Annotated in this window: 19 protein-coding genes; 9 read left to right on the top strand and 10 right to left on the bottom strand. The window is 68.0% G+C overall.

Annotated features, from left to right (window positions below; translation table 11 throughout):
- Position 1: 1 nt before the first annotated feature.
- Both ABD231_RS04035 and ABD231_RS04030 read right to left on the bottom strand, forming a co-directional pair.
- Entirely contained in the window at positions 2 to 1,099 is a 1,098-nt protein-coding gene (locus ABD231_RS04035) for a S1 family peptidase (protein ID WP_344145258.1), read from the bottom strand.
- 96 nt (positions 1,100 to 1,195) lie between these two features.
- Positions 1,196 to 2,224, bottom strand: a complete 1,029-nt coding sequence (locus tag ABD231_RS04030) for a hypothetical protein (RefSeq protein ID WP_344145256.1) — start codon at positions 2,222 to 2,224, stop codon at positions 1,196 to 1,198.
- Between the two features lie 43 nt (positions 2,225 to 2,267).
- On the opposite strand from ABD231_RS04030, the gene ABD231_RS04025 reads away from it, so the two are divergent.
- The 5 genes from ABD231_RS04025 (at position 2,268) to ABD231_RS04005 (ending at position 5,981) form a co-directional block, all read left to right on the top strand.
- The gene (locus ABD231_RS04025) at positions 2,268 to 3,194 is read left to right on the top strand and encodes an NAD-dependent epimerase/dehydratase family protein (protein WP_344145254.1); all 927 of its coding nucleotides are present in this window, start codon (positions 2,268 to 2,270) and stop codon (positions 3,192 to 3,194) included.
- Between the two features lie 61 nt (positions 3,195 to 3,255).
- Positions 3,256 to 3,975, top strand: a complete 720-nt coding sequence (locus ABD231_RS04020; protein WP_344145252.1) for an LmeA family phospholipid-binding protein — start codon at positions 3,256 to 3,258, stop codon at positions 3,973 to 3,975.
- Positions 3,976 to 4,104: 129 nt separating this feature from the next.
- Positions 4,105 to 4,779, top strand: coding sequence for a PadR family transcriptional regulator (locus ABD231_RS04015; protein WP_344145250.1), 675 nt, complete (start codon positions 4,105 to 4,107; stop codon positions 4,777 to 4,779).
- Positions 4,776 to 5,285: a DUF1707 SHOCT-like domain-containing protein gene (locus ABD231_RS04010; protein ID WP_344145248.1), complete on the top strand. Its 510-nt coding sequence runs from the start codon at positions 4,776 to 4,778 to the stop codon at positions 5,283 to 5,285. Before ABD231_RS04015 ends, ABD231_RS04010 begins: the two co-directional genes overlap by 4 nt.
- A gap of 66 nt (positions 5,286 to 5,351) precedes the next feature.
- Positions 5,352 to 5,981 (top strand): dihydrofolate reductase family protein, encoded by a 630-nt coding sequence (locus ABD231_RS04005; protein ID WP_344145246.1) that lies wholly within the window; start codon positions 5,352 to 5,354, stop codon positions 5,979 to 5,981.
- On the opposite strand, the gene lplAB is transcribed toward ABD231_RS04005, so the two are convergent.
- The 5 genes from lplAB to ABD231_RS03980 all read right to left on the bottom strand — a co-directional run bounded on the left by lplAB (position 5,978) and on the right by ABD231_RS03980 (position 10,248).
- The gene (lplAB, locus tag ABD231_RS04000; protein WP_344145244.1) at positions 5,978 to 7,033 is read right to left on the bottom strand and encodes a lipoate-protein ligase LplAB; all 1,056 of its coding nucleotides are present in this window, start codon (positions 7,031 to 7,033) and stop codon (positions 5,978 to 5,980) included. The two genes, ABD231_RS04005 and lplAB, sit on opposite strands and share 4 nt — an antisense overlap.
- A gap of 30 nt (positions 7,034 to 7,063) precedes the next feature.
- Positions 7,064 to 7,645 (bottom strand): adenylate kinase, encoded by a 582-nt coding sequence (locus ABD231_RS03995; RefSeq protein ID WP_344145242.1) that lies wholly within the window; start codon positions 7,643 to 7,645, stop codon positions 7,064 to 7,066.
- A gap of 113 nt (positions 7,646 to 7,758) precedes the next feature.
- Entirely contained in the window at positions 7,759 to 8,130 is a 372-nt protein-coding gene (locus ABD231_RS03990; RefSeq protein WP_344145240.1) for a YciI family protein, read from the bottom strand.
- Entirely contained in the window at positions 8,127 to 9,008 is an 882-nt protein-coding gene (locus ABD231_RS03985) for a hypothetical protein (RefSeq protein WP_344145238.1), read from the bottom strand. The genes ABD231_RS03990 and ABD231_RS03985 overlap by 4 nt, the downstream gene beginning before the upstream one ends.
- Positions 9,009 to 9,420: 412 nt before the next feature.
- On the bottom strand, positions 9,421 to 10,248 hold the full coding sequence (locus tag ABD231_RS03980) for an SAM-dependent methyltransferase (protein WP_344145236.1): 828 nt from the start codon (positions 10,246 to 10,248) through the stop codon (positions 9,421 to 9,423).
- 220 nt (positions 10,249 to 10,468) lie between these two features.
- Between ABD231_RS03980 and ABD231_RS03975 the strand changes: the two genes are divergently transcribed.
- Both ABD231_RS03975 and ABD231_RS03970 read left to right on the top strand, forming a co-directional pair.
- A complete protein-coding gene (locus tag ABD231_RS03975) occupies positions 10,469 to 11,896 on the top strand; it encodes a chondroitinase-B domain-containing protein (RefSeq protein ID WP_344145234.1) in 1,428 nt (475 codons plus the stop codon).
- 30 nt (positions 11,897 to 11,926) lie between these two features.
- Positions 11,927 to 12,478, top strand: coding sequence for a dihydrofolate reductase family protein (locus ABD231_RS03970; protein WP_344145233.1), 552 nt, complete (start codon positions 11,927 to 11,929; stop codon positions 12,476 to 12,478).
- On the opposite strand, the gene ABD231_RS03965 is transcribed toward ABD231_RS03970, so the two are convergent.
- Positions 12,475 to 12,768, bottom strand: a complete 294-nt coding sequence (locus ABD231_RS03965; protein ID WP_344145231.1) for a YciI family protein — start codon at positions 12,766 to 12,768, stop codon at positions 12,475 to 12,477. The two genes, ABD231_RS03970 and ABD231_RS03965, sit on opposite strands and share 4 nt — an antisense overlap.
- A 60-nt stretch (positions 12,769 to 12,828) precedes the next feature.
- On the opposite strand from ABD231_RS03965, the gene ABD231_RS03960 reads away from it, so the two are divergent.
- Positions 12,829 to 13,359, top strand: coding sequence for a GNAT family N-acetyltransferase (locus ABD231_RS03960; protein WP_344145229.1), 531 nt, complete (start codon positions 12,829 to 12,831; stop codon positions 13,357 to 13,359).
- On the opposite strand, the gene ABD231_RS03955 is transcribed toward ABD231_RS03960, so the two are convergent.
- Positions 13,344 to 14,105, bottom strand: a complete 762-nt coding sequence (locus ABD231_RS03955; RefSeq protein WP_344145227.1) for a class I SAM-dependent methyltransferase — start codon at positions 14,103 to 14,105, stop codon at positions 13,344 to 13,346. The two genes, ABD231_RS03960 and ABD231_RS03955, sit on opposite strands and share 16 nt — an antisense overlap.
- A gap of 91 nt (positions 14,106 to 14,196) precedes the next feature.
- Here ABD231_RS03955 and ABD231_RS03950 point away from each other — a divergent pair, with 91 nt between their 5' ends.
- Positions 14,197 to 16,197 (top strand): eCIS core domain-containing protein, encoded by a 2,001-nt coding sequence (locus ABD231_RS03950; RefSeq protein ID WP_344145225.1) that lies wholly within the window; start codon positions 14,197 to 14,199, stop codon positions 16,195 to 16,197.
- Here ABD231_RS03950 and ABD231_RS03945 read toward each other — a convergent pair whose 3' ends face one another.
- A complete protein-coding gene (locus ABD231_RS03945) occupies positions 16,198 to 17,127 on the bottom strand; it encodes an SDR family oxidoreductase (RefSeq protein WP_344145223.1) in 930 nt (309 codons plus the stop codon).
- Positions 17,128 to 17,157: the final 30 nt, after the last annotated feature.

Below are 17,157 nucleotides of genomic sequence, written 5' to 3'. Positions count from 1 at the left end.
GTCAGCCGACAGCCACCGGCTTCGGGAGGTACTCGGTATGACCGCCTGCGTTCTCGGCGGTGATCATGCAGCCGACGTCCTCACCTGACTGAGCCTTGGTCAGCGTGAAGCTGGCTGCCTTCGCACCTTCGATCTCGAAGTACCAGTCGTCGCTACCGGTCTTGCGATGCACCCAGCGATACTCGACCGCCTTGGTCGGCTTGGGGTTGCGCCAACCAGGCAGCGAACAGGTCAGCGTCTGACCGACCGCAGGCGTCCCAGTGATCTTCGCCGTGCCAGCCAGTCGCGGCGCCCACACCGGATGTGCCTGAGTGGCGAAAGCACGCAGCGCAGGGATGTTCGTGAACTCGTTGATCGCACCCTGGACGCACTCCTTGCCGACGATCTCACCGCCGGAACTGATCAGACCGGCGAGGACAGGTCGGCCGTACTCGCGTGCCACGACCGGACCGCCACTGTCCCCCGGACACACGTTCATACCCGGCGCCTGTGCACACAGCACTGACGGATCGGCGGCAGCGCCAGACTTGTCCTGGGCGGCACACACCGACGACGGCTGCGCGTGCAGCGAGGCCTTCAGCAAAACCGAGCTGTACGTCGTTCCCGGCTGCGGCGGGGCAGTGATCCCGTGCCCGTAGACGGTCAGCGTGGTCCCAGGCCGCAACGCGGTCTGCGCAAGCGGCAACGGCCGAACCCCTCGTACCGGCCGGGCCAACTCGACAATGGTCAGGTCGTTGACTGCAACCTGCGCCTGCGGGTTGTCCGGATCGACCGTCGAATCAAGCATCCGGTAGCCGGGATGCGTCGAGAACGCCTTGGCCTGCACGACCTTGTCGCCGATGTGGAACTCGACATCACCCGGAGCGGCGTAGTCCAGGCAGTGTCCGGCGGTCAGCACTCGCGTCGGCGAGATCAGTACGGCGCCGCAGCGGTACCGCTGCAGATAGGGCTCGCCCGGCTTCTTCGCCACATTGGCGATTCCCACCATCCACGGCGCCTCCGCGCTGCGAGCCGGCGTACCGCCTGTCATCGCATACGCCGGACTCGTCAACCCTGCTGCCAGCAGGCACACTGCGGCAGCGACAACCATCCGCTTCATCGTTCTCCCTCGGTTGATCGGAACACCAATCAACCTAGGAACTCGGACCTGCCGCACACATCGGGCTGAAGCCTCAAATGCTCTAGCACCAAAGGCTTAGCTCGCGCGGGGTTTCGGTCCGCTGGAGCGCAGTGAGCCAAGGCGAGACAACGCGTCGAACCAGAAGCGTGCACCGGGCAGAGTGGCCAGCGCCATCAGGAGCCAGCCCAGCAGTGTGAGCAGTACGGCGCCTGCGTCGCCCAGACCGTGGCGCTCGAACCAGTTGCACGAGGCGTCCGGCAACGAGCAGGTGGCGGTGACACCCCACCCGATCGGCAGACCGGACGCACGAGCGTCACGGATCTGTTGACGTAGGTCGTCCAGGCACTCCGCCGGCGTACCGGAGCAGTTGGAGCTGACCGTGGCTTGAGCGACCACAGCGCCGCGCAGCGCCTCGTCGGTGTAGAGCGAGCGAGTCAGCTCGACCACGTTGACGTTGAAAGCGACGACAACGATCGATGCGAGCGCCAGCGAGATCCACCGCACGTGCCGCTTGTACCAGCCGGACACGCGCGCCATGTGGTCGTCGTACCACTCCTCGATGCCGGCGCGGAACTTCGCCACGTCCTCGCCCGCTTCGGCGAGCAGACCGAGCAACGGCTGCTTCAACGGGTTCGATGCGTCGAGCGCAACGACCTTCGCGCGCACCTCGGTGATCGTCGTGGCGCCGGTGGCGTCCGGGACGAGCACCCCGACCAACGCGCGCGCGAACGACCGGCCCGAGACGTACGACGGGAGACTCCGCCGGTCCTTGACACTCAGCTTGGCGTTCCCCGCGTTCGGCGGCGCCTCACCCTTGGCGGCCGAGCGCGAGACCATCGGCTGCTCGACGATCCGCGTCACCATCGGCTCCGCCGGCTCACCTGGTTTGGGCTCGGGCGCTTGCGACGTACGGCGAACCAGATCCGGCAGCCGCATCGTGAAATCACTCTTGCCGTCGACCAGCGACCGGATACCGCGCAGCAGGTACTCACCGCGCAGCCCGATGTAGCGCGCGACGACCTCGGTCAGCACGGAGACCAGTACCGAGAAGGCCGCGAAGGCGAAGACGAGTCCGATGACGGTCTGCAGAATCAAGCTGTCCATGACGATCCTCACAGCAGGCGGAGGTCCATTGTAAGTTGGAGCAATGGCATTGCAGGTGGTTGTCGGGCGTGGTCCGGTCGGTACGGCGGTTGCACGGTTGCTGGTGGAGCGCGGGGACCGCGTGAAGCTCATCAGTAGGCGAGGCGGCGCTCCGGATGGCGTCGAAGGAGTGGCGGCCGACGCAACGGACGGCGACGAACTGGCGCGGATCGCCGAGGGCGCAGCGACGATCTACTCGTGCGCAGGACCGGCGTACCACCAGTGGGCCACTGACTGGCCGCCACTGGGTGCAGGGCTGGTGCGAGCGGCTGAGCTGAGCAAAGCACTGTTGGTGACGACCGGGAACCTCTATGGGTACGGCGAAGTCGACGGTCCGATCCGCGAGGACCTGCCATTGCGGCCGAACTCGGTCAAGGGCCAAGTCCGAACGCAGGTGTGGACCGAGGCACTCATAGCACACGAGGCCGGGCGGATCCGCACCGCCGAAGTCCGCGGCTCGGACTACCTCGGCGCGGGCGCGACGTCGCCGTACAGCGTGCTTGTCCTCCCGAAACTCCTGGCAGGCAAGGCGGCTTCGATCCCCGCCGACCTCGATGCACCACACAGCTGGACGTACGTCGGCGATGTCGCGCGGACCCTGGTCGCCGTGGCCGACGACGAGGCAGCGTGGGGTCGCGCCTGGCACGTGCCAAGCCCGGAGCCGATGTCGGTGCGCGCACTGGCGACCCTGACCGCAGAGCTCGCCGGTACGGCGCCGGCCCGGATCTCGGCGATGCCTTCGTTGCTGCTGCGACTGGCCGGGCTGTTCGCCCCGACCGCCCGCGCATCGGTCGAGACGCAGTACCAATGGCGCCGTCCGTTCACCCTCGACAGCACCGCCGCAATTGTTGCCTTCGGCATCAAACCGGTCCCGGTGGCGGACGCCGTACAGGAGATGATCGAACTGAATCGGTCCACCGGGCGTCAGTAGTTGGGGGCACACCCTAAGCTGTGCGGGTTCGACGGGGACACCGAAGCCGGGAAGGGCTGGGATGAGTTCGAGGAAACCACGTCGCTGGGTGCGGCGGCTGGTCGTCACGCTGATCGTGCTCGGAGTGCTGCTGGTAGCGGCCGATCGGGCCGCTGCGTGGGCCGCCGAGAACCGGCTGGCCTCGATGGCCGAGCAGCAGGCGGCGCGCTACGACCTGACCGCTCAGGACACCTCCGTCCAGATCGGCGGGTTCGGGTTCCTGCCACAGGTGGCGAAGGAGGAGTTCTCGTCGGTCACGATGACGATGACGAAGCCGACGTTCTCCGACGTGCCGGGCGAGAACCTCGAGGTGAAGATGACCGGCGTCCACGTCCCGCGAGCTGTGGTCACCGGCGGCGACGCGGCGGTCACTGTCGACAGCACCGACATCCGGCTGGCGCTGTCGCCGGCCGAGGTCGCGAAGCTCGCCGCCCGCGGTACCGGGCTCGGCGGGCTCAAGATGGAGGCCGTCGAGGGCAAACTGCGGGCCAAGCTGACGCTGGGTACTTTCGACTTCGACGTCGCCGTCACCCCGACCGCGAAGAACGGCCGGGTCGCGCTGACCGTCGACGAGATCGCCGGCGATGTGCCGGCGGCTGCCCGTGACCTGCTGAAGGCCCGGCTCGCCCGCGGGATCTCGCTGCCGAAGCTCCCGTACGACGCCACCCTCAAGGAGGTCGCGGTCGAGAACGGCAACGTGGTCCTGATCGCGACGGCGGCGAACCTCAAGCTGAACGCCTGACCTGCCGGACAACAGCACCCACCGACCCTTAGGGGTTCGGTGGGTGTTTTTCATCCTTCAGAGGGGTTGGGTACCGATCGTTCGCGATATATCGTCGAACTATCGGAGCCTGAAGGATGGTGGATCGGAATGACGGGATCGGCGTACGCGGCCGGCTGGCCCTGGGCCCGCGCGGAGCGCAACTGTGACGACTTCTTCGAGAATCTCAAACGCGACCTGCACACCGCGATGGGCGGCCGGCGCGGGCACCGCGGGCATCAGGGGTTCGGCCCCGGGCCGGGCTGGATGTTCGGCGGCGGGCAGCACTTCGGGCCGCCACCCTGGGGACCGCGCGGACCGAAGGCGCGGCGGGGCGACGTCCGGGCCGCGATCCTCGCCGTACTGGCCGAGCAGGCGATGAACGGCTACCAGATCATCCAGGAGATCGCCGAGCGCAGCGGCGGCGCGTGGAAGCCGAGCCCCGGCTCGATCTACCCGACGCTGCAGCAGCTCGAGGACGAGGGCCTGGTGACGGCCGACGCCGAGACCGGGCGGCGGACGTTCACCCTGACCGACGAGGGCCGGGCGTACGTCGCCGAGCACGCCGACGAGGTCGCCGCGCCCTGGGAGGCGATGAGCGCGCCCACGGAGGCCGACGACAACGGGCTGAAGCCGATGCTCGGTCAGGTCGCCGCGGCCATGTGGCAGATCATCTCGACCGGAACCCCGGAGCAGCAGGCCGCGGCGAAGGACGCGGTGGCTGACCTGCGACGGAAGCTCTACGGAATCCTCGCCGACGATCGACCGGCGGACGAAGAGCGATGAGCACGCCCCAATGGCAGGGCCCTGATTGGTACGCCGCACCGTTGCGATCGGTGCGGTCGGGTCGGCAGGACCGTGACGACCGGGGTGCGCGGGCTGCCCGCCGGGCAGTGCGGATCGGGGACTCGGAGCGGGACCGGGCGGTGGAGTTGCTCGGTGAGCACTTCGTGGCCGGTCGGCTGACGCAGGACGAGTTCGAGGAGCGCAGCGAGATTGCTACTCGGGCCCGGTTTGTCGACGAGCTGGAACCGCTCTTCGAGGACCTGCCGCAGCCGGGCGAGCTGCAGATGGCGCAGCGACCGGGCCGACCGCAGCAGTTCACGATGCCGCCGCCGTTCCTGATGCTGGTGCCGTTCCTGATGGTCGGCCTGGTCATCACCGCGGTCACACTGACCGCGCCCTGGCTGTTGTGGGGCGTGTTCTGGGTCGCGATCTTCAGCAGCATGCACCGCCGCCGGCATCACCACCGCGGCCACTTCAGAGGTCCCGGCAGAAACTTCTCCACCTGATGTCAAAGTGCTCGTGACGGCTCCGACCGAGGGGTGTAAGCAAGGAACCCTCGGAAGGAGCAGGTCATGGGCAAGGTACGAGTAGCCAACTTCACGGTCAGCATCGACGGATTCTCGTCCGGGCTGAACCAGCGGATGGACGAGCCGTTCGGCGACAACACCGAAGGACTGCACGCCTGGTACGAATCCGCGATGGTGGAGCGGGACAGCGGCCGCGGTGGCCCCGAGGCCGATCAGCTGCAGCGTTTCCACGAGCAGGCCGGCGCGACGATCATGGGCCGGAACATGTTCGGTCCGCACCGCGGTCCGTGGGCGGACGAGTCCTGGACGGGCTGGTGGGGCGACAACCCGCCGTACCACCACGACACCTTCATCCTGACGCACCACGAGCGTCCGTCGGTGACGATGGAGGGCGGTACGACGTTCCACTTCACCAGCGCGCCGATCGACGTCGTACTCGATCGGGCGAAGGAGTCGGCCGGCGATCAGGACGTCATCATCGGCGGTGGCGCGTCGACCGTTCGCCAGTACCTGCTGGCCGGTCTCATCGATGAGCTCGACCTCGGCGTCTCACCGATCCTGATCCGCGAGGGCGAGCGTCTGCTGACCGACGACGTCGCGGCCGCGCTGCGCGAGTTCCAGGTGGTCAAGAGCTACCCGATCGGCAACGCGACCTTCTACAACCTCAGCCGCTAGGGCACGCGGTGGAGCCAGTCGTCGGTGCCGAACTTCGTTGCCACCAAGGCCTCCGCGCGGGCAACGGTGTCGGCATCGATCGTGCCGTCGGTCAGACCGTAGCGAGTGTTGAACGACGCGGCCATCCGGTCGATCACCTCGCGACGGTCGAGACCGGTCTGGCTGCGCAGCGGATCGACCCGCTTGTTGGCACTGGTCGTGCCCTTGTCGGACAGCTTCTCGCGACCGATCCGCAGTACCTGCAGCATTTTCGTCGCGTCCATGTCGTAGGCCATCGTCACGTGATGCAGTACGGCGCCACCCGCGAACCGCTTCTGCGCGGCACCCGCGATCTTCCCGGCCGGCGAGGTGATGTCGTTGATCGGCTGGTACGTCGCCGCGATACCGAGGTCGTTCAGCGCCCCGATCACCCAGTCGTCGAGGAACGCGTACGACTCGACGAACGAGAGCCCGGACACCAGGGATTCGGGGACATAGAGCGAGTAGGTGATCGTGTTCCCCGGTTCGACGAACATGGCGCCGCCGCCGGAGATCCGCCGTACCACCGTCACGTCGTTCTGCGCCGCGCCGTCGAGGTCGACCTCGTTCCGCAGCGACTGGAAGCTACCGATGATGACCGCATTGCGATCCCACTCCCACACCCGCAACGTCGGCGGCCGCTCCCCCGCCCCGACCTGCTCGGTCAGCACCTCGTCCAGCGCCATCTGCAAGGCCGGGTCGCGCGGAACGTCATGCACGAACTGCCACTTGTGATCGTGCCAACCGGTCGCGCCGGTCAAAGCCCGCCGTACCGCAACCGCCACTGCCTCCGGCGAAAATCCGACCATCTCGACGCCGTCCCCGAGCACGCCACGCACCCGAGCCGCCACCTGCGCAGCCGGGGTCACCACCGGCAACCCCGCTAGAGCGCCATTGATCCGCTCCAGCGCATCATCGGGCTCCAGAAAGAAGTCCCCACTGATCTGCGCACTCCGAACGTGGTCCCCCACCACATCCAGATCGGCTACGACCAACTTCCCACCCGGCACCTTGTACTCACCATGCATACCCATCACAACCCACCTGCCGGATGGGATGTTCCGTCAGCTGGCGGGGGTGAAGGTGTAGGTGACCTGCAGGATGCGCTCGCGGACCGCGTCGATGTCGCCGTTGCCGTCGATCTCGTGCACGAGGCCGCGGCCGCCGTACAGGGTGACGAGCGGAACCGTCTGCTCGGTGTACACCTCGAGGCGGCGGCGGATGACGTCTTCGGAGTCGTCGGAGCGGCCTTGGAGTTCGGCTCGGCGGAGCAGACGGCGGACCAGCGATTCGCGGTCGACGCGGAGCACGATGACTGCAGTCAGGTCGCGACCCTGTGCAGCGAGTAAGTCGTCCAGTACGGCGGCCTGGTCGAGAGTGCGCGGATATCCGTCCAGCAGGAAGCCGGAGCGGGCGTCCTCCTCGGCGAGCCGCTCGCGAACCATCGCGTTCGTCACCTCGTCCGGCACATACGCTCCGGAGTCGACGTACTGCTGCGCGGTTCGGCCGAGCGCGCTCCCGGCGGCAACGTGTGCCCGGAAGATGTCGCCGGTCGAGATCGCCGGCACGGCGACTTCGCCGGCCAGTGTCCCGGCGTGAGTGCCCTTGCCGGCACCGGGTGGGCCCATCAGGACGACAGTCGTCACTGCGTCGCCTCCTGACTCTCGGTAAGTTCGACCACTTTAGGTGAGTCAGGCGCGTTGCGGTACGGCGTACGTCACGTCCGGCCCGGTGCCGGAACGGGAATTAAATTACCGCGTCACATTGTTGCGCGGAGCTCGATGGTGTCGCCGGGCCCCGCGAACCGCTGGGCGATGGCGTCGGCGCGCTCCTCGGAGTCCACGTCGATCAGGAAGAACCCGGCCAGATGCTCCTTCGCCTCCGCGTACGGACCGTCGGTGGTGACCCGGCCGTTGAGACCGGTCCGGTACAGCTTCGCGCCGGCGGCCGGGCCGAGCGCCTGCCCGGAGACCAGCTCACGGGACTCCGACAGCTCGGTCAGCATCTCCTCGAACTCCTTGCCCATCGCGGCCCGCTCGTCGGCCGGGATCGCCCGGCCGACCTCGGTGAAGTCGATGGTCGGGTGGCCCCACGGCTGCGGGTTGGAGTGGATCAGGATCACGTACTTCACGACATCCTCCTTGGTTGGATACCCGCGACGTCGAGGCCGCCGAGCAGCCCTCGACATTCTGCGCCAAGAACTTCTGCCAGCCCCGGGACCTCGGCCGCGCGCCGCGCCACCCCGGCCAGCAGATCGGCCACCTGCACCCGCGGATCCAGCCGCGAATCAACCTGCCGAACCCCAGCCAGAGGCGGTGGAGCCGGTACGACGGCCGTGGCGAGGTACCCGGCCAATCGAGCCACCCGATGCGGGGTCAGCGCACTCTGCTCGTCGTGCACCACTTTGATCGACCGCTCCCCGGCGCTCCAGAACAGCGCGGTCTCCGCCAACGCCGGGACCATCGGCTCCAGCGGCGGCGGAATCGCCGGATCATCCTCGATCAACCGCAGCAACGTCTCCTCGACCCGGCTTCGCGACAATCCACGCAGTTCCTCCGGAAGCAACCCGAAGAACCGGTCGATCGCGCCATGATCGAGCAGCCGCAACCGCTTGGTCCGAGCCAGCACCAGAAACGACTCAAGGAACTCGGTCCGCGACCGCAGTACGCCGACATCCAGATCCCGGCCGAGTCGCGTCCCATCGCCGTACGAGGGCTCGCCCGTGAACAACTCGAGCACCCGAGTCGCGACGTACGACGTCTTGTCGATCACATGCACGTGCGCCCGCCCACTGAGCGCTGCGAGGAACCGTTCGAGCACAGCCCGTTGATCGGGACGCAGGAGCCGATTCGACTTGTACTCCTTGGTCGTCCGGGCTTTGATCCCGCTGAGCAGCTCACTCGCCTCCACGACCGTCAGGTCAACCGAGGCATGCGTAATGACCGGCGCCATCGGGTCGAGCAGATTGGATCCGGAAAACCCGGATTCGTCACAAGCAATCTCAAGCACAACAAGCTCCACACTGGACAACTGCACACCAGAACACCCGTCGTACCCGACAGGTGTGATCACGCGAACAACCGCAGATCAGAAGGCAGCAGCAGCCTCAGCAGACATACCCCCATCATCGACCGTCCCCCACCACCCCACCACCCATTTCTCCACACGCGGGACCGCGACCTATTTCTTCGTACGGCGAGGTCCGACTACGACCTGCTCCTTCGTACGGCGGAGGACCCACCAAACGGGGACGCACGAACGGGCGGCGTACTGAGGGCGAGGGCAGCGGCGGGTGTCAGGGGGCGCGGGCATCTCGCGTTTGGTGGGTGAACCCATGGGGTTGTGGGTGTTCGACCCGCATGCGGGTGCAGAACCCACAAGCTGGTGGGTGAACCCATCAGGTGGGGGCGGACGTGGGGGGTTACGGCTTGCGGGCTAGGGTGCCGAGGATGAGGCGGGCGGCGCCGGTGGGGCTGAGGTTTTGCTGGCCGGTGGGCCACCAGTGGGCCAGGTCGACGATGCCGGGGTCGAGGATCTCGAGGTCGGTCAGGGCCTCGGTGAGTTCTTCGCGGGTGCGGAAGCGGAGGCGCGGGAAGTACTCGCGGAACTTGGCTTCGATGGAGGTCGCGAAGTCGGCCAGGCGGCTGCCGTCGTTGGGGTTCATCGGGTGGGTGATGGCGACGAAGGAGCCCGAGGGGAACGGCGACAGGTAGTCGTCGAGGAGCTGCCGGAGTTGGTCGGTGCCGGGCAGGGTGTGCAGGGTGAGGCCGAAGATGAGGCCGACCGGGCGGTCGCGGTCGAGTGCGTCGACGACGGTCGGGTGCTCGAGGACCATCGCCGGATCGAGGAGATCGGCGGCGGCGAAGAAGGTACTGCGGTAGTCCGCGAGCAGGGCCTGGCCGTGCGCGATCGCGGTCACGTCATTGTCGACGTACACGGTCCGCGCGGAGGGATCGACGGCGAGCACCTCGTCGTGCAGGTTGCGCTCGGCCGGGAGGCCGGAGCCGAGGTCGAGGAACTGGCGGATGCCGGCCGCGGCCATCCGGTTGATCGCGGCGGCGATCCAGCGGCGGTTCTCGGTGGCGAGCTGCGGGATCTCCGGGGCGACCTTGAGCAGCTCCGCGAAGACCTGCCGGTCGATCTCGAAGTTGTTCTTACCGCCCAGCATCAGGTCGTAGATGCGGGCGTCGGACGGGCGGTTCAGGTCGAGCTCAGGCCCGACCCGGCGCGTGACGTCACCCTCCGGCATCGTCCCGACCACCTCGCTCCACAATCCGAAAAGACCACGTGGCCGGAAGGCTACCGCGCACCCAGCGCGGACTCCCCAAGGGGGCGCGTTGCGGAACTCCGGCCCCGAATCTTCCACCCCGCGGGAGATTCTGGCGACCCCGGCGGTAAGCGCTTGCCATCCACCACGAACCGACCACACACTGGCCGCCCCTCCACCGCCCCGAACCCCGGAGACCCCGATGCCATCACTCGGCCGCCGTACCTTCCTGTCCGCCGCCCTTGCAACCGCCGCCATCGGCGGGACCAGCTCCGCGCGAGCCAGTACCCGGGCCACTCAGGTCCGGACCGTCGACGAACTCCGGCGCGCGATCGCCGCCGCCCAGCCCGGAGCCGAGATCGTGCTCGCCGACGGGACCTACAACGTCACCGGCAGTCAAGGCATCCCGATCCAGGGCCGCCGCGGTACGGCGTCCGCCCCGATCATCGTGCGGGCCGCATCGACCGGCGGCGCCACACTGGCCGGTGACCGCGGGTTCGTGCTGACCGATTCGGCGTACGTCGTGCTGAGTGGTTTCAAGCTGCGGCAGCGGACCACCCTCGATATCCCGACCACCTGCAAGAACATCCGGATCAGCCGCAACGACATCCAGCTCGCGGATGTGGAGGGGATGCACTGGCTGATGGTTCGCGGCGACAACGCGGTCGTCGAGCGCAACCACTTCCACGGCAAGTCGACGCTCGGCGTCTTCCTCGGCGTCGAAGGCCCCGGCTCGGCCGGGATGGCTCGCGGCGTTCGCATCGTCCGGAACTACTTCTCCGACCACACCTTCGCGGGCGACAACGGCGGTGAGCCGATCCGGCTCGGTCTCAGCGGCCGCTCGCTCAGCGACGCGGGCGCGATCGTCGAGGAGAACCTGTTCGAGCGCGCGAACGGCGACCCGGAGGCGATCTCGGTCAAGTCGTCGGCGAACTTCATTCGCTACAACACGGTTCGCAACAGCCTCGGCGGCATCGTGCTCCGGCACGGCAACAAGACCCGGGTCGAAGGCAACTTTATTCTTGCCGGTAGCAACGGAATCCGGATCTACGGCAACGATCACCTGATCGTGAACAACTACGTCGAGCGCGTCAGCGGCTCCGGCATCGTGCTCGGCAGCGGCAGCGTCCGCGACCACAAACCGGAAGATGATGCGGAGAGCCGCCGCGGCAACGACGCACCCGACCGGGTGACGATCGCCCTCAACACCGTGCTTTCCTCCGGTACGGCGATCAGCGGCGAATCGCAGCGCACCCTGCCACCCCTGGGCTGCACGATCGCCGACAACCTGCTCGTCGGCGACTCCGGTTCGTTGGTGTCGATGCCGTACCAGCAGGGCATCACCTGGTCGGGCAATATCCTCTGGGGCGCGGCCGGCAACGGCAACATCCCGGCCTCCGGCTTCACCCGCAAGGACCCCAAGCTGGTCGCGGGCAATGACGGCGTACGGCGTCTCGGTGCGGGGAGCCCGGCGATCGATGCCGCGAGCCGCACCTACGCGTCGGTGACCCAGGACGCCGACGGCCAGGCTCGTACCGGCCGCGCGGACGTCGGTGCCGACGAGTACAACACCGCAACCCCGGTACGTCGTCCGCTGACGCCGGCCGACGTCGGTCCCGCCTCGCGATGACTTTTCGCCTGCTCGCTCGTCTCAACGACTATGGACAAACGAGCGAGCAGGGCCAAGCTGCTGTATTCGGTGACGATGTCGGCCGACGGCTTCATCACCGGACCGGACGGGGACATGCAGTGGATGCGCCCCTATCTCGGCCCGAACCCCGAGGTCACCGAGCTGATTCCGCGGATCGGGTCGATCCTGGTCGGCCGCCGTTCGCACGACGGCGACGACCCGCACAAGGGTGAACCCGGTGAAGGTGAGGCGTTCGGCGGCGGTTGGGACGGACCGCTCTTCGTGGTCACCCACCGCCTGCCGAGTACGCCGGAACCGGGTGTCACGTACGTCGATCAGTTGCCTGAGGCAATCGCCATGGCGAAGGCGGCGGCCGGGGACAAGTACGTCAACGTGATCGGCGCCGACATCGCCCGGCAGTGCATCGCGGCCGGCGAGCTCGACGAGGTGCTGCTGATCATCGCGCCGGTGTTCCTCGGCGCCGGGACCCGAGTGTTCGACGAACCGGGCGGTCGCACGGTCCGCCTCCAACCACGATCCACGACCGCGGGCACGAATCTGTGGTTCGACGTACTGCGTTAGAGCTCCCCGGCCGGCCGCATGATCGCGCGAATCTCGACGTACCGGCCTTCCAGGCAGGCGTCGGGTAGCAGCCGGGCCAGCTCGACCGCGCGCGCTGGGCTGTCGACGTCGATCACGTAGTACGCGTCGATGTCCTCGGGGCCGGCCCGATCGGGCACAGTCACGGTGAGCTGCTGGTGCGCCAGCAGCTCACCGCCGACCAGTTCACCGGCCTCGCGGGCGGCCTGCTCGAAGACGGATCTGCGCAGGTCAGCGCGGGTTTCCCCGTGCACGATCAACAGGAATCTCATCGGCATACTCCTCTCGATAATCAGACGGAGCCGACGGCCGCGGTTTGACATGATGGCGAGATGTTCGTGCAGACCGAGCGGCTGACGCTGCGCCGCTTCACTCCTGGCGACGCGACCGCGTTCGCGGCATACCGATCGGATCCCGAAGTCGCCCGCTTCCAGTCCTGGGAGGCGCCGGTCCGGGAGCCGGAGGCGCTGACCACGGTCACCGGCTTCGGCAACGGCGATCCGGATGCGCCCGGCTGGTTCCAGTACGCCGTCGACCTGGACGGCGTACTGATCGGGGATCTCGGACTGCACCTGGACGAGAACCTGATGCAGGCCGAGCTCGGGTTCACGCTCGCACCGGCGTACCAGGGCAAGGGGTATGCGACCGAGGCCGTGCGCGGGCTGCTCGATCATCTGTTCACGGCGAAGAACCTGCATCGCGTCTCGGCCGAGTGCGATGCCCGCAACACCTCCTCCGCGCGACTGCTAGAGCGCGTCGGTTTCCAGCGCGAAGGTCTGCGCCGGTCGCACACCTGGATCAAGGGTGAGTGGACCGACGACCTACTCTTCGGCCTACTACGGAGCGACTACCTCGACGCCTGAGCCGCCCAGGCTCGTGCGGTCAGCCGGATCGACCCGTCGGCCTCGATCGGCAACCGAGCTCTGATGTCCTCCCGCAACGCATCGCGATCCGCCTCGTCCAGCGTGCGCACGTACGCCGGTCCGACGCCCTGCCCGCCGAGGAACGGCTGCCAGTAGTCGTCGAACGACGCAAACTCAGTCGGTACGACGATCGCCCGGGTCTCGGTCGCGTCGAACCCGGCCTCGGTGAACAGGCCGGTCAGGCCTTCCGCCGTACAGAACGGGAAGCGCGGGGCCTCGTCGTACTCGCGATCCTGCGGGCGCAGGGCGACCACCGCGTCCCAGAAGTACCGCATCAGCTGCATGCCCTCGGCGTAGTCCCAAACGTAGACGGCGACAGTCGGGCTGATTTCGCGCATCCGCCGGAGTGCTTCGACGCGCTCAGGGATGAAGTTCAGGACCAGGCCCGCCACCGCCACGTCGTACGGGCCGTCCGGGAGGTTGTCGGCCGCGCGGACCTCGAAGGTCGCGTCCGGGATGGTCTGCCGCGCGTACCCGACGAAGCCGGCCGACGGGTCGACACCGAGCACCGAGGCCGGGTTCGCCGTCCGCAGGATGGTGCTCGTCAACGCACCCGTCCCGCAACCGACGTCCAGCCAGCGCAATCCTGCGGGCTGGTCGAGCCAGCCGACGAACTCCTCGGCGACCACCCGGCTCCAGCGGCCCACATACGACTCGTAGATCTCGCCAAACGACCACTCGCTCATCTCCTTAGGGTGCAGGTTGCGATGCCCGTTTGTCTCTTACGACGTACGTCGGCGCCCAGCTACCGTCGGTAGTCCGGGCGGAGGGGATGCGATGCGGAAGTCGGCGGAGAAGGACGACGAGCTCGACAGCAACTCAGTCGGCCACACCCACGAGACCGAAACGCTGACCCCGGAACAGTCCCGCATCCAAGACCTCGGCCGCCTGGCCGGCAACGCAGCGGTCGCCGGCGCGATGATGAGCGCCCCCGAGTCGACCGTCCGCAGCCAGGTCGAAGGCGTCACCGGGTTCGACCTCTCCCCCACCACCATCCACCGCGACAGCACCCGCGCCGCGTCAGCCGGCGTACACGGCCTCACCGAGGGCCACGACGTCCACCTGGCTCCGGGGATCTCCCCCGGAACACCCCGCGGCGACCACGTCCTCGCCCACGAACTAGGCCACGTAGTCCAGCAAAGCACCGGCGCACCGGGCGGCCACGACTCCCTGGAAGCCGGCGCCGAGTCGATCGCCCACTCCCGCACCGCCGCCTCCGGCTCACTCGCCGCCCTCCCCGCCCCGAAACAGCTGGCCGTCCAGCACTTCGACCCCCGCTACCACCGCACCTCGGTCGTCAACGGCCTCGAAGGCTCCGGCTTCACGCCGGACGAGATCGGCCTGATCTACGCCGCCAACTGGGAACGCGACCTCTCCCAGGCCCACCCCGCGCTCGGCAACGCGATCCTGGAGTGGAAGGCGGTCAAGCTCGCCGCCAAGGACGGCCGGCTCACCAACACCGAGATCACCGCGTTCCACAACGCCTGCCAGGCGATCATCGACGCGGCGCTCGCGGACCCCGGCAAGCTCGCCGACAGCACGTCGTACGGCGGTTACAAGTTCTACGAGCACATGGACAACCCGGCCGCGACCGCGGCCAACGACAAGGTCGCCGAGCTCGGCCCGCTGGACACCGGTGGGCTGCCGCCGCACATGTACATCTCCCGCGAGTACATCAAGGAGATGCTCTTCAACGCCGCCCAGCTGACCCATCCCGAGCTCGCGCGCGGCCAGACCGCAGCCGCGGCGGACCACTCGAAGGCGATGCGCGCCGTACTGGACAAGCCGGACCAGAACACAGCAGCGCCGCTCACCGGAGCCCTGCCCGCGACCGCGGTCGCCACCGAGACAGCTTCCGAGGTACGGCGTACTTCCGGCGGCGCCGCGCCGTCCGGCCACGCGGCCTCGCCCGAGGCGCTGAATCTGATCGGCCGGGCGTCGCACGCCCTGGAGGACTTCTGGTCACACTCGAACTTCGTCGAGATCGCGATCGACGAGGTGGAGTACAAGCTCAGCGGGCTGACCACCGCGACCTTCGGCAAGACCGACAGCATGCACGCGTTGTCGCACAAGATCCGTGGTGCGGCCGACGAGATCGACGCCGAAATGCCCTTGGTGGACAAACTCGCCGGCCGCAGCAAGAACTCGCCGACGCCCGACCAGGTTCAGCTCGGCGACGAGTCGCCGGTCAAGCACGACAGCGCCATGGAAGACCTGATGGGCGCGATCAACCAGGCCGGCGCAGTCGCCTACGCGTTACCGGGCGCGGTGTACGACGGCGCCAAGCGCGGGTTCCAGCGTGGGATCGAGCAGCCGAGCGCCTTCGGTCCGATCACCGACGCGGCCAAGGGAGCTGCCGTCGGCGGCCTCGGCACCGTCCTCGGCAGCCGTGGCGGTGTGCTTCTGCTCCGCACCGCCGCCGAGAAGCTCGACGAGCACATCCAGAAGAAGCAGGTCGAGTTCGGCGACCGGCAGGCGCACGGGTTGCTGGCCAAGGATCAGCCCGGTCACGAGCACGACGCGGACGGCGAACTGAAGACGGTCAAGTTCGAGTTCGCCCACGCGCTGTCGACGGCCGCCGACCGGGCCGTGACCGCGAAGATGAAGGCGGTGATCGACGCACCGGACGCGGCGATCGCCGACGAGCGCCTGAAGGAGATCTACCAGACCCTGGACAAGCTGATCGCCAATCCGTCGCAGGAACATCCGCTCGCCGATGTGATCACGGCGTACCGCGGGCGGGCGGTGGCCGCGCTCAACGCTGCCAAGAAGAAGTAGTCAGCCCACTTTCGCCGGGAGGGCCACGTCGGTCAGGGATTCGGCGAGTGACCAGAGGCGGGCGTTGTCGGACTCGTTGCGGGAGCGCTTCGGCGCCTTGGCGAGTTCGACCGGGCCGACGAGGTGGAACCTTCCGGACGGGCCGTAGTACGCGCCTTGCTGGGCCTCGGGGCTGGTGGCGGCGAACAACAGCGGTTCGGTGCCCTGGGCAACTTCCTGGGAAGGCAGGAGTGGGCCGAGGATGCGGTTGATGAAGGGTTCGCTCGAACGGTTGCTGCCGAGGGAAGCCCCAGCCGTCTGGAGGTTGGTGCGGGTGTAGCCGGGATGGGCGGCGGCGCTGAGCAGGTTCCAGTTGCGGTCGGTGGCGAGTTTGGCGAGGTGGTTGCTCAGCATCAGGTCGGCGAGTTTCGACTGCGCGTAGGCCAGGAACGGGTTGTAGCGCTGCTGCCAGTTCGGGTCGTCCCAGCGGATGCGGCCGTAGTTCGCTGTACCGCTGCTCATCGTCACAACGCGCGGTGCGGGCGCGGCGAGCACCAGCGGTAGCAGGCGGACGGTGAGCGCGAACGGGCCGAGGAAGTTCGAGCCGAACTGGAGCTCGAAGCCGTCGGCGGTGCCGAAGCGCTTCGGCGGGTGCATGACGCCGGCGTTGTTGACCAGCAGGTCGAGGTGCGACTCGTCGGCGATCAGGCCGTCGGCGAACTCACGCACCGAGGCCAGGTCGGCCAGGTCGACGCGGCGGACCTCGAGCTGGGCGCCGGGGACCTCGGCGAGGATCTCGGCGCGGGCGGCCTCGCCCTTGGCGACGGTCCGGACCGCCATCACGACCTGGGCGCCGGCTGCGGCCAAGCGCTTGGTGGCTTCCTTGCCGGTACCGCTGTTCGCACCGGTGACGACGGCGAGCTTGCCGGTCTGGTCGGGGACGACGTACATCGGATCCTCCATAAGAGACTGATGGTCTGT

This window comes from Kribbella yunnanensis, from assembly GCF_039529655.1.
In the GTDB taxonomy this organism is placed as follows: domain Bacteria; phylum Actinomycetota; class Actinomycetes; order Propionibacteriales; family Kribbellaceae; genus Kribbella; species Kribbella yunnanensis.
This window is presented reverse-complemented; position numbering and strand designations above follow the sequence as displayed.

Excerpts from the sequence above, each read along its gene's own strand:
- ABD231_RS04035 (WP_344145258.1), bottom strand. The coding sequence starts at position 1,099 with ATGAAGCGGATGGTTGTCGCTGCCGCAGTGTGCCTGCTGGCAGCAGGG.
- ABD231_RS04030 (WP_344145256.1), bottom strand. The coding sequence starts at position 2,224 with ATGGACAGCTTGATTCTGCAGACCGTCATCGGACTCGTCTTCGCCTTC.
- ABD231_RS04025 (WP_344145254.1), top strand. The coding sequence starts at position 2,268 with ATGGCATTGCAGGTGGTTGTCGGGCGTGGTCCGGTCGGTACGGCGGTT.
- ABD231_RS04020 (WP_344145252.1), top strand. The coding sequence starts at position 3,256 with ATGAGTTCGAGGAAACCACGTCGCTGGGTGCGGCGGCTGGTCGTCACG.
- ABD231_RS04015 (WP_344145250.1), top strand. The coding sequence starts at position 4,105 with ATGACGGGATCGGCGTACGCGGCCGGCTGGCCCTGGGCCCGCGCGGAG.
- ABD231_RS04010 (WP_344145248.1), top strand. The coding sequence starts at position 4,776 with ATGAGCACGCCCCAATGGCAGGGCCCTGATTGGTACGCCGCACCGTTG.
- ABD231_RS04005 (WP_344145246.1), top strand. The coding sequence starts at position 5,352 with ATGGGCAAGGTACGAGTAGCCAACTTCACGGTCAGCATCGACGGATTC.
- lplAB (WP_344145244.1), bottom strand. The coding sequence starts at position 7,033 with ATGGGTATGCATGGTGAGTACAAGGTGCCGGGTGGGAAGTTGGTCGTA.
- ABD231_RS03980 (WP_344145236.1), bottom strand. The coding sequence starts at position 10,248 with ATGCCGGAGGGTGACGTCACGCGCCGGGTCGGGCCTGAGCTCGACCTG.
- ABD231_RS03975 (WP_344145234.1), top strand. The coding sequence starts at position 10,469 with ATGCCATCACTCGGCCGCCGTACCTTCCTGTCCGCCGCCCTTGCAACC.
- ABD231_RS03970 (WP_344145233.1), top strand. The coding sequence starts at position 11,927 with ATGGACAAACGAGCGAGCAGGGCCAAGCTGCTGTATTCGGTGACGATG.
- ABD231_RS03965 (WP_344145231.1), bottom strand. The coding sequence starts at position 12,768 with ATGAGATTCCTGTTGATCGTGCACGGGGAAACCCGCGCTGACCTGCGC.
- ABD231_RS03960 (WP_344145229.1), top strand. The coding sequence starts at position 12,829 with ATGTTCGTGCAGACCGAGCGGCTGACGCTGCGCCGCTTCACTCCTGGC.
- ABD231_RS03955 (WP_344145227.1), bottom strand. The coding sequence starts at position 14,105 with ATGAGCGAGTGGTCGTTTGGCGAGATCTACGAGTCGTATGTGGGCCGC.
- ABD231_RS03950 (WP_344145225.1), top strand. The coding sequence starts at position 14,197 with ATGCGGAAGTCGGCGGAGAAGGACGACGAGCTCGACAGCAACTCAGTC.
- ABD231_RS03945 (WP_344145223.1), bottom strand. The coding sequence starts at position 17,127 with ATGTACGTCGTCCCCGACCAGACCGGCAAGCTCGCCGTCGTCACCGGT.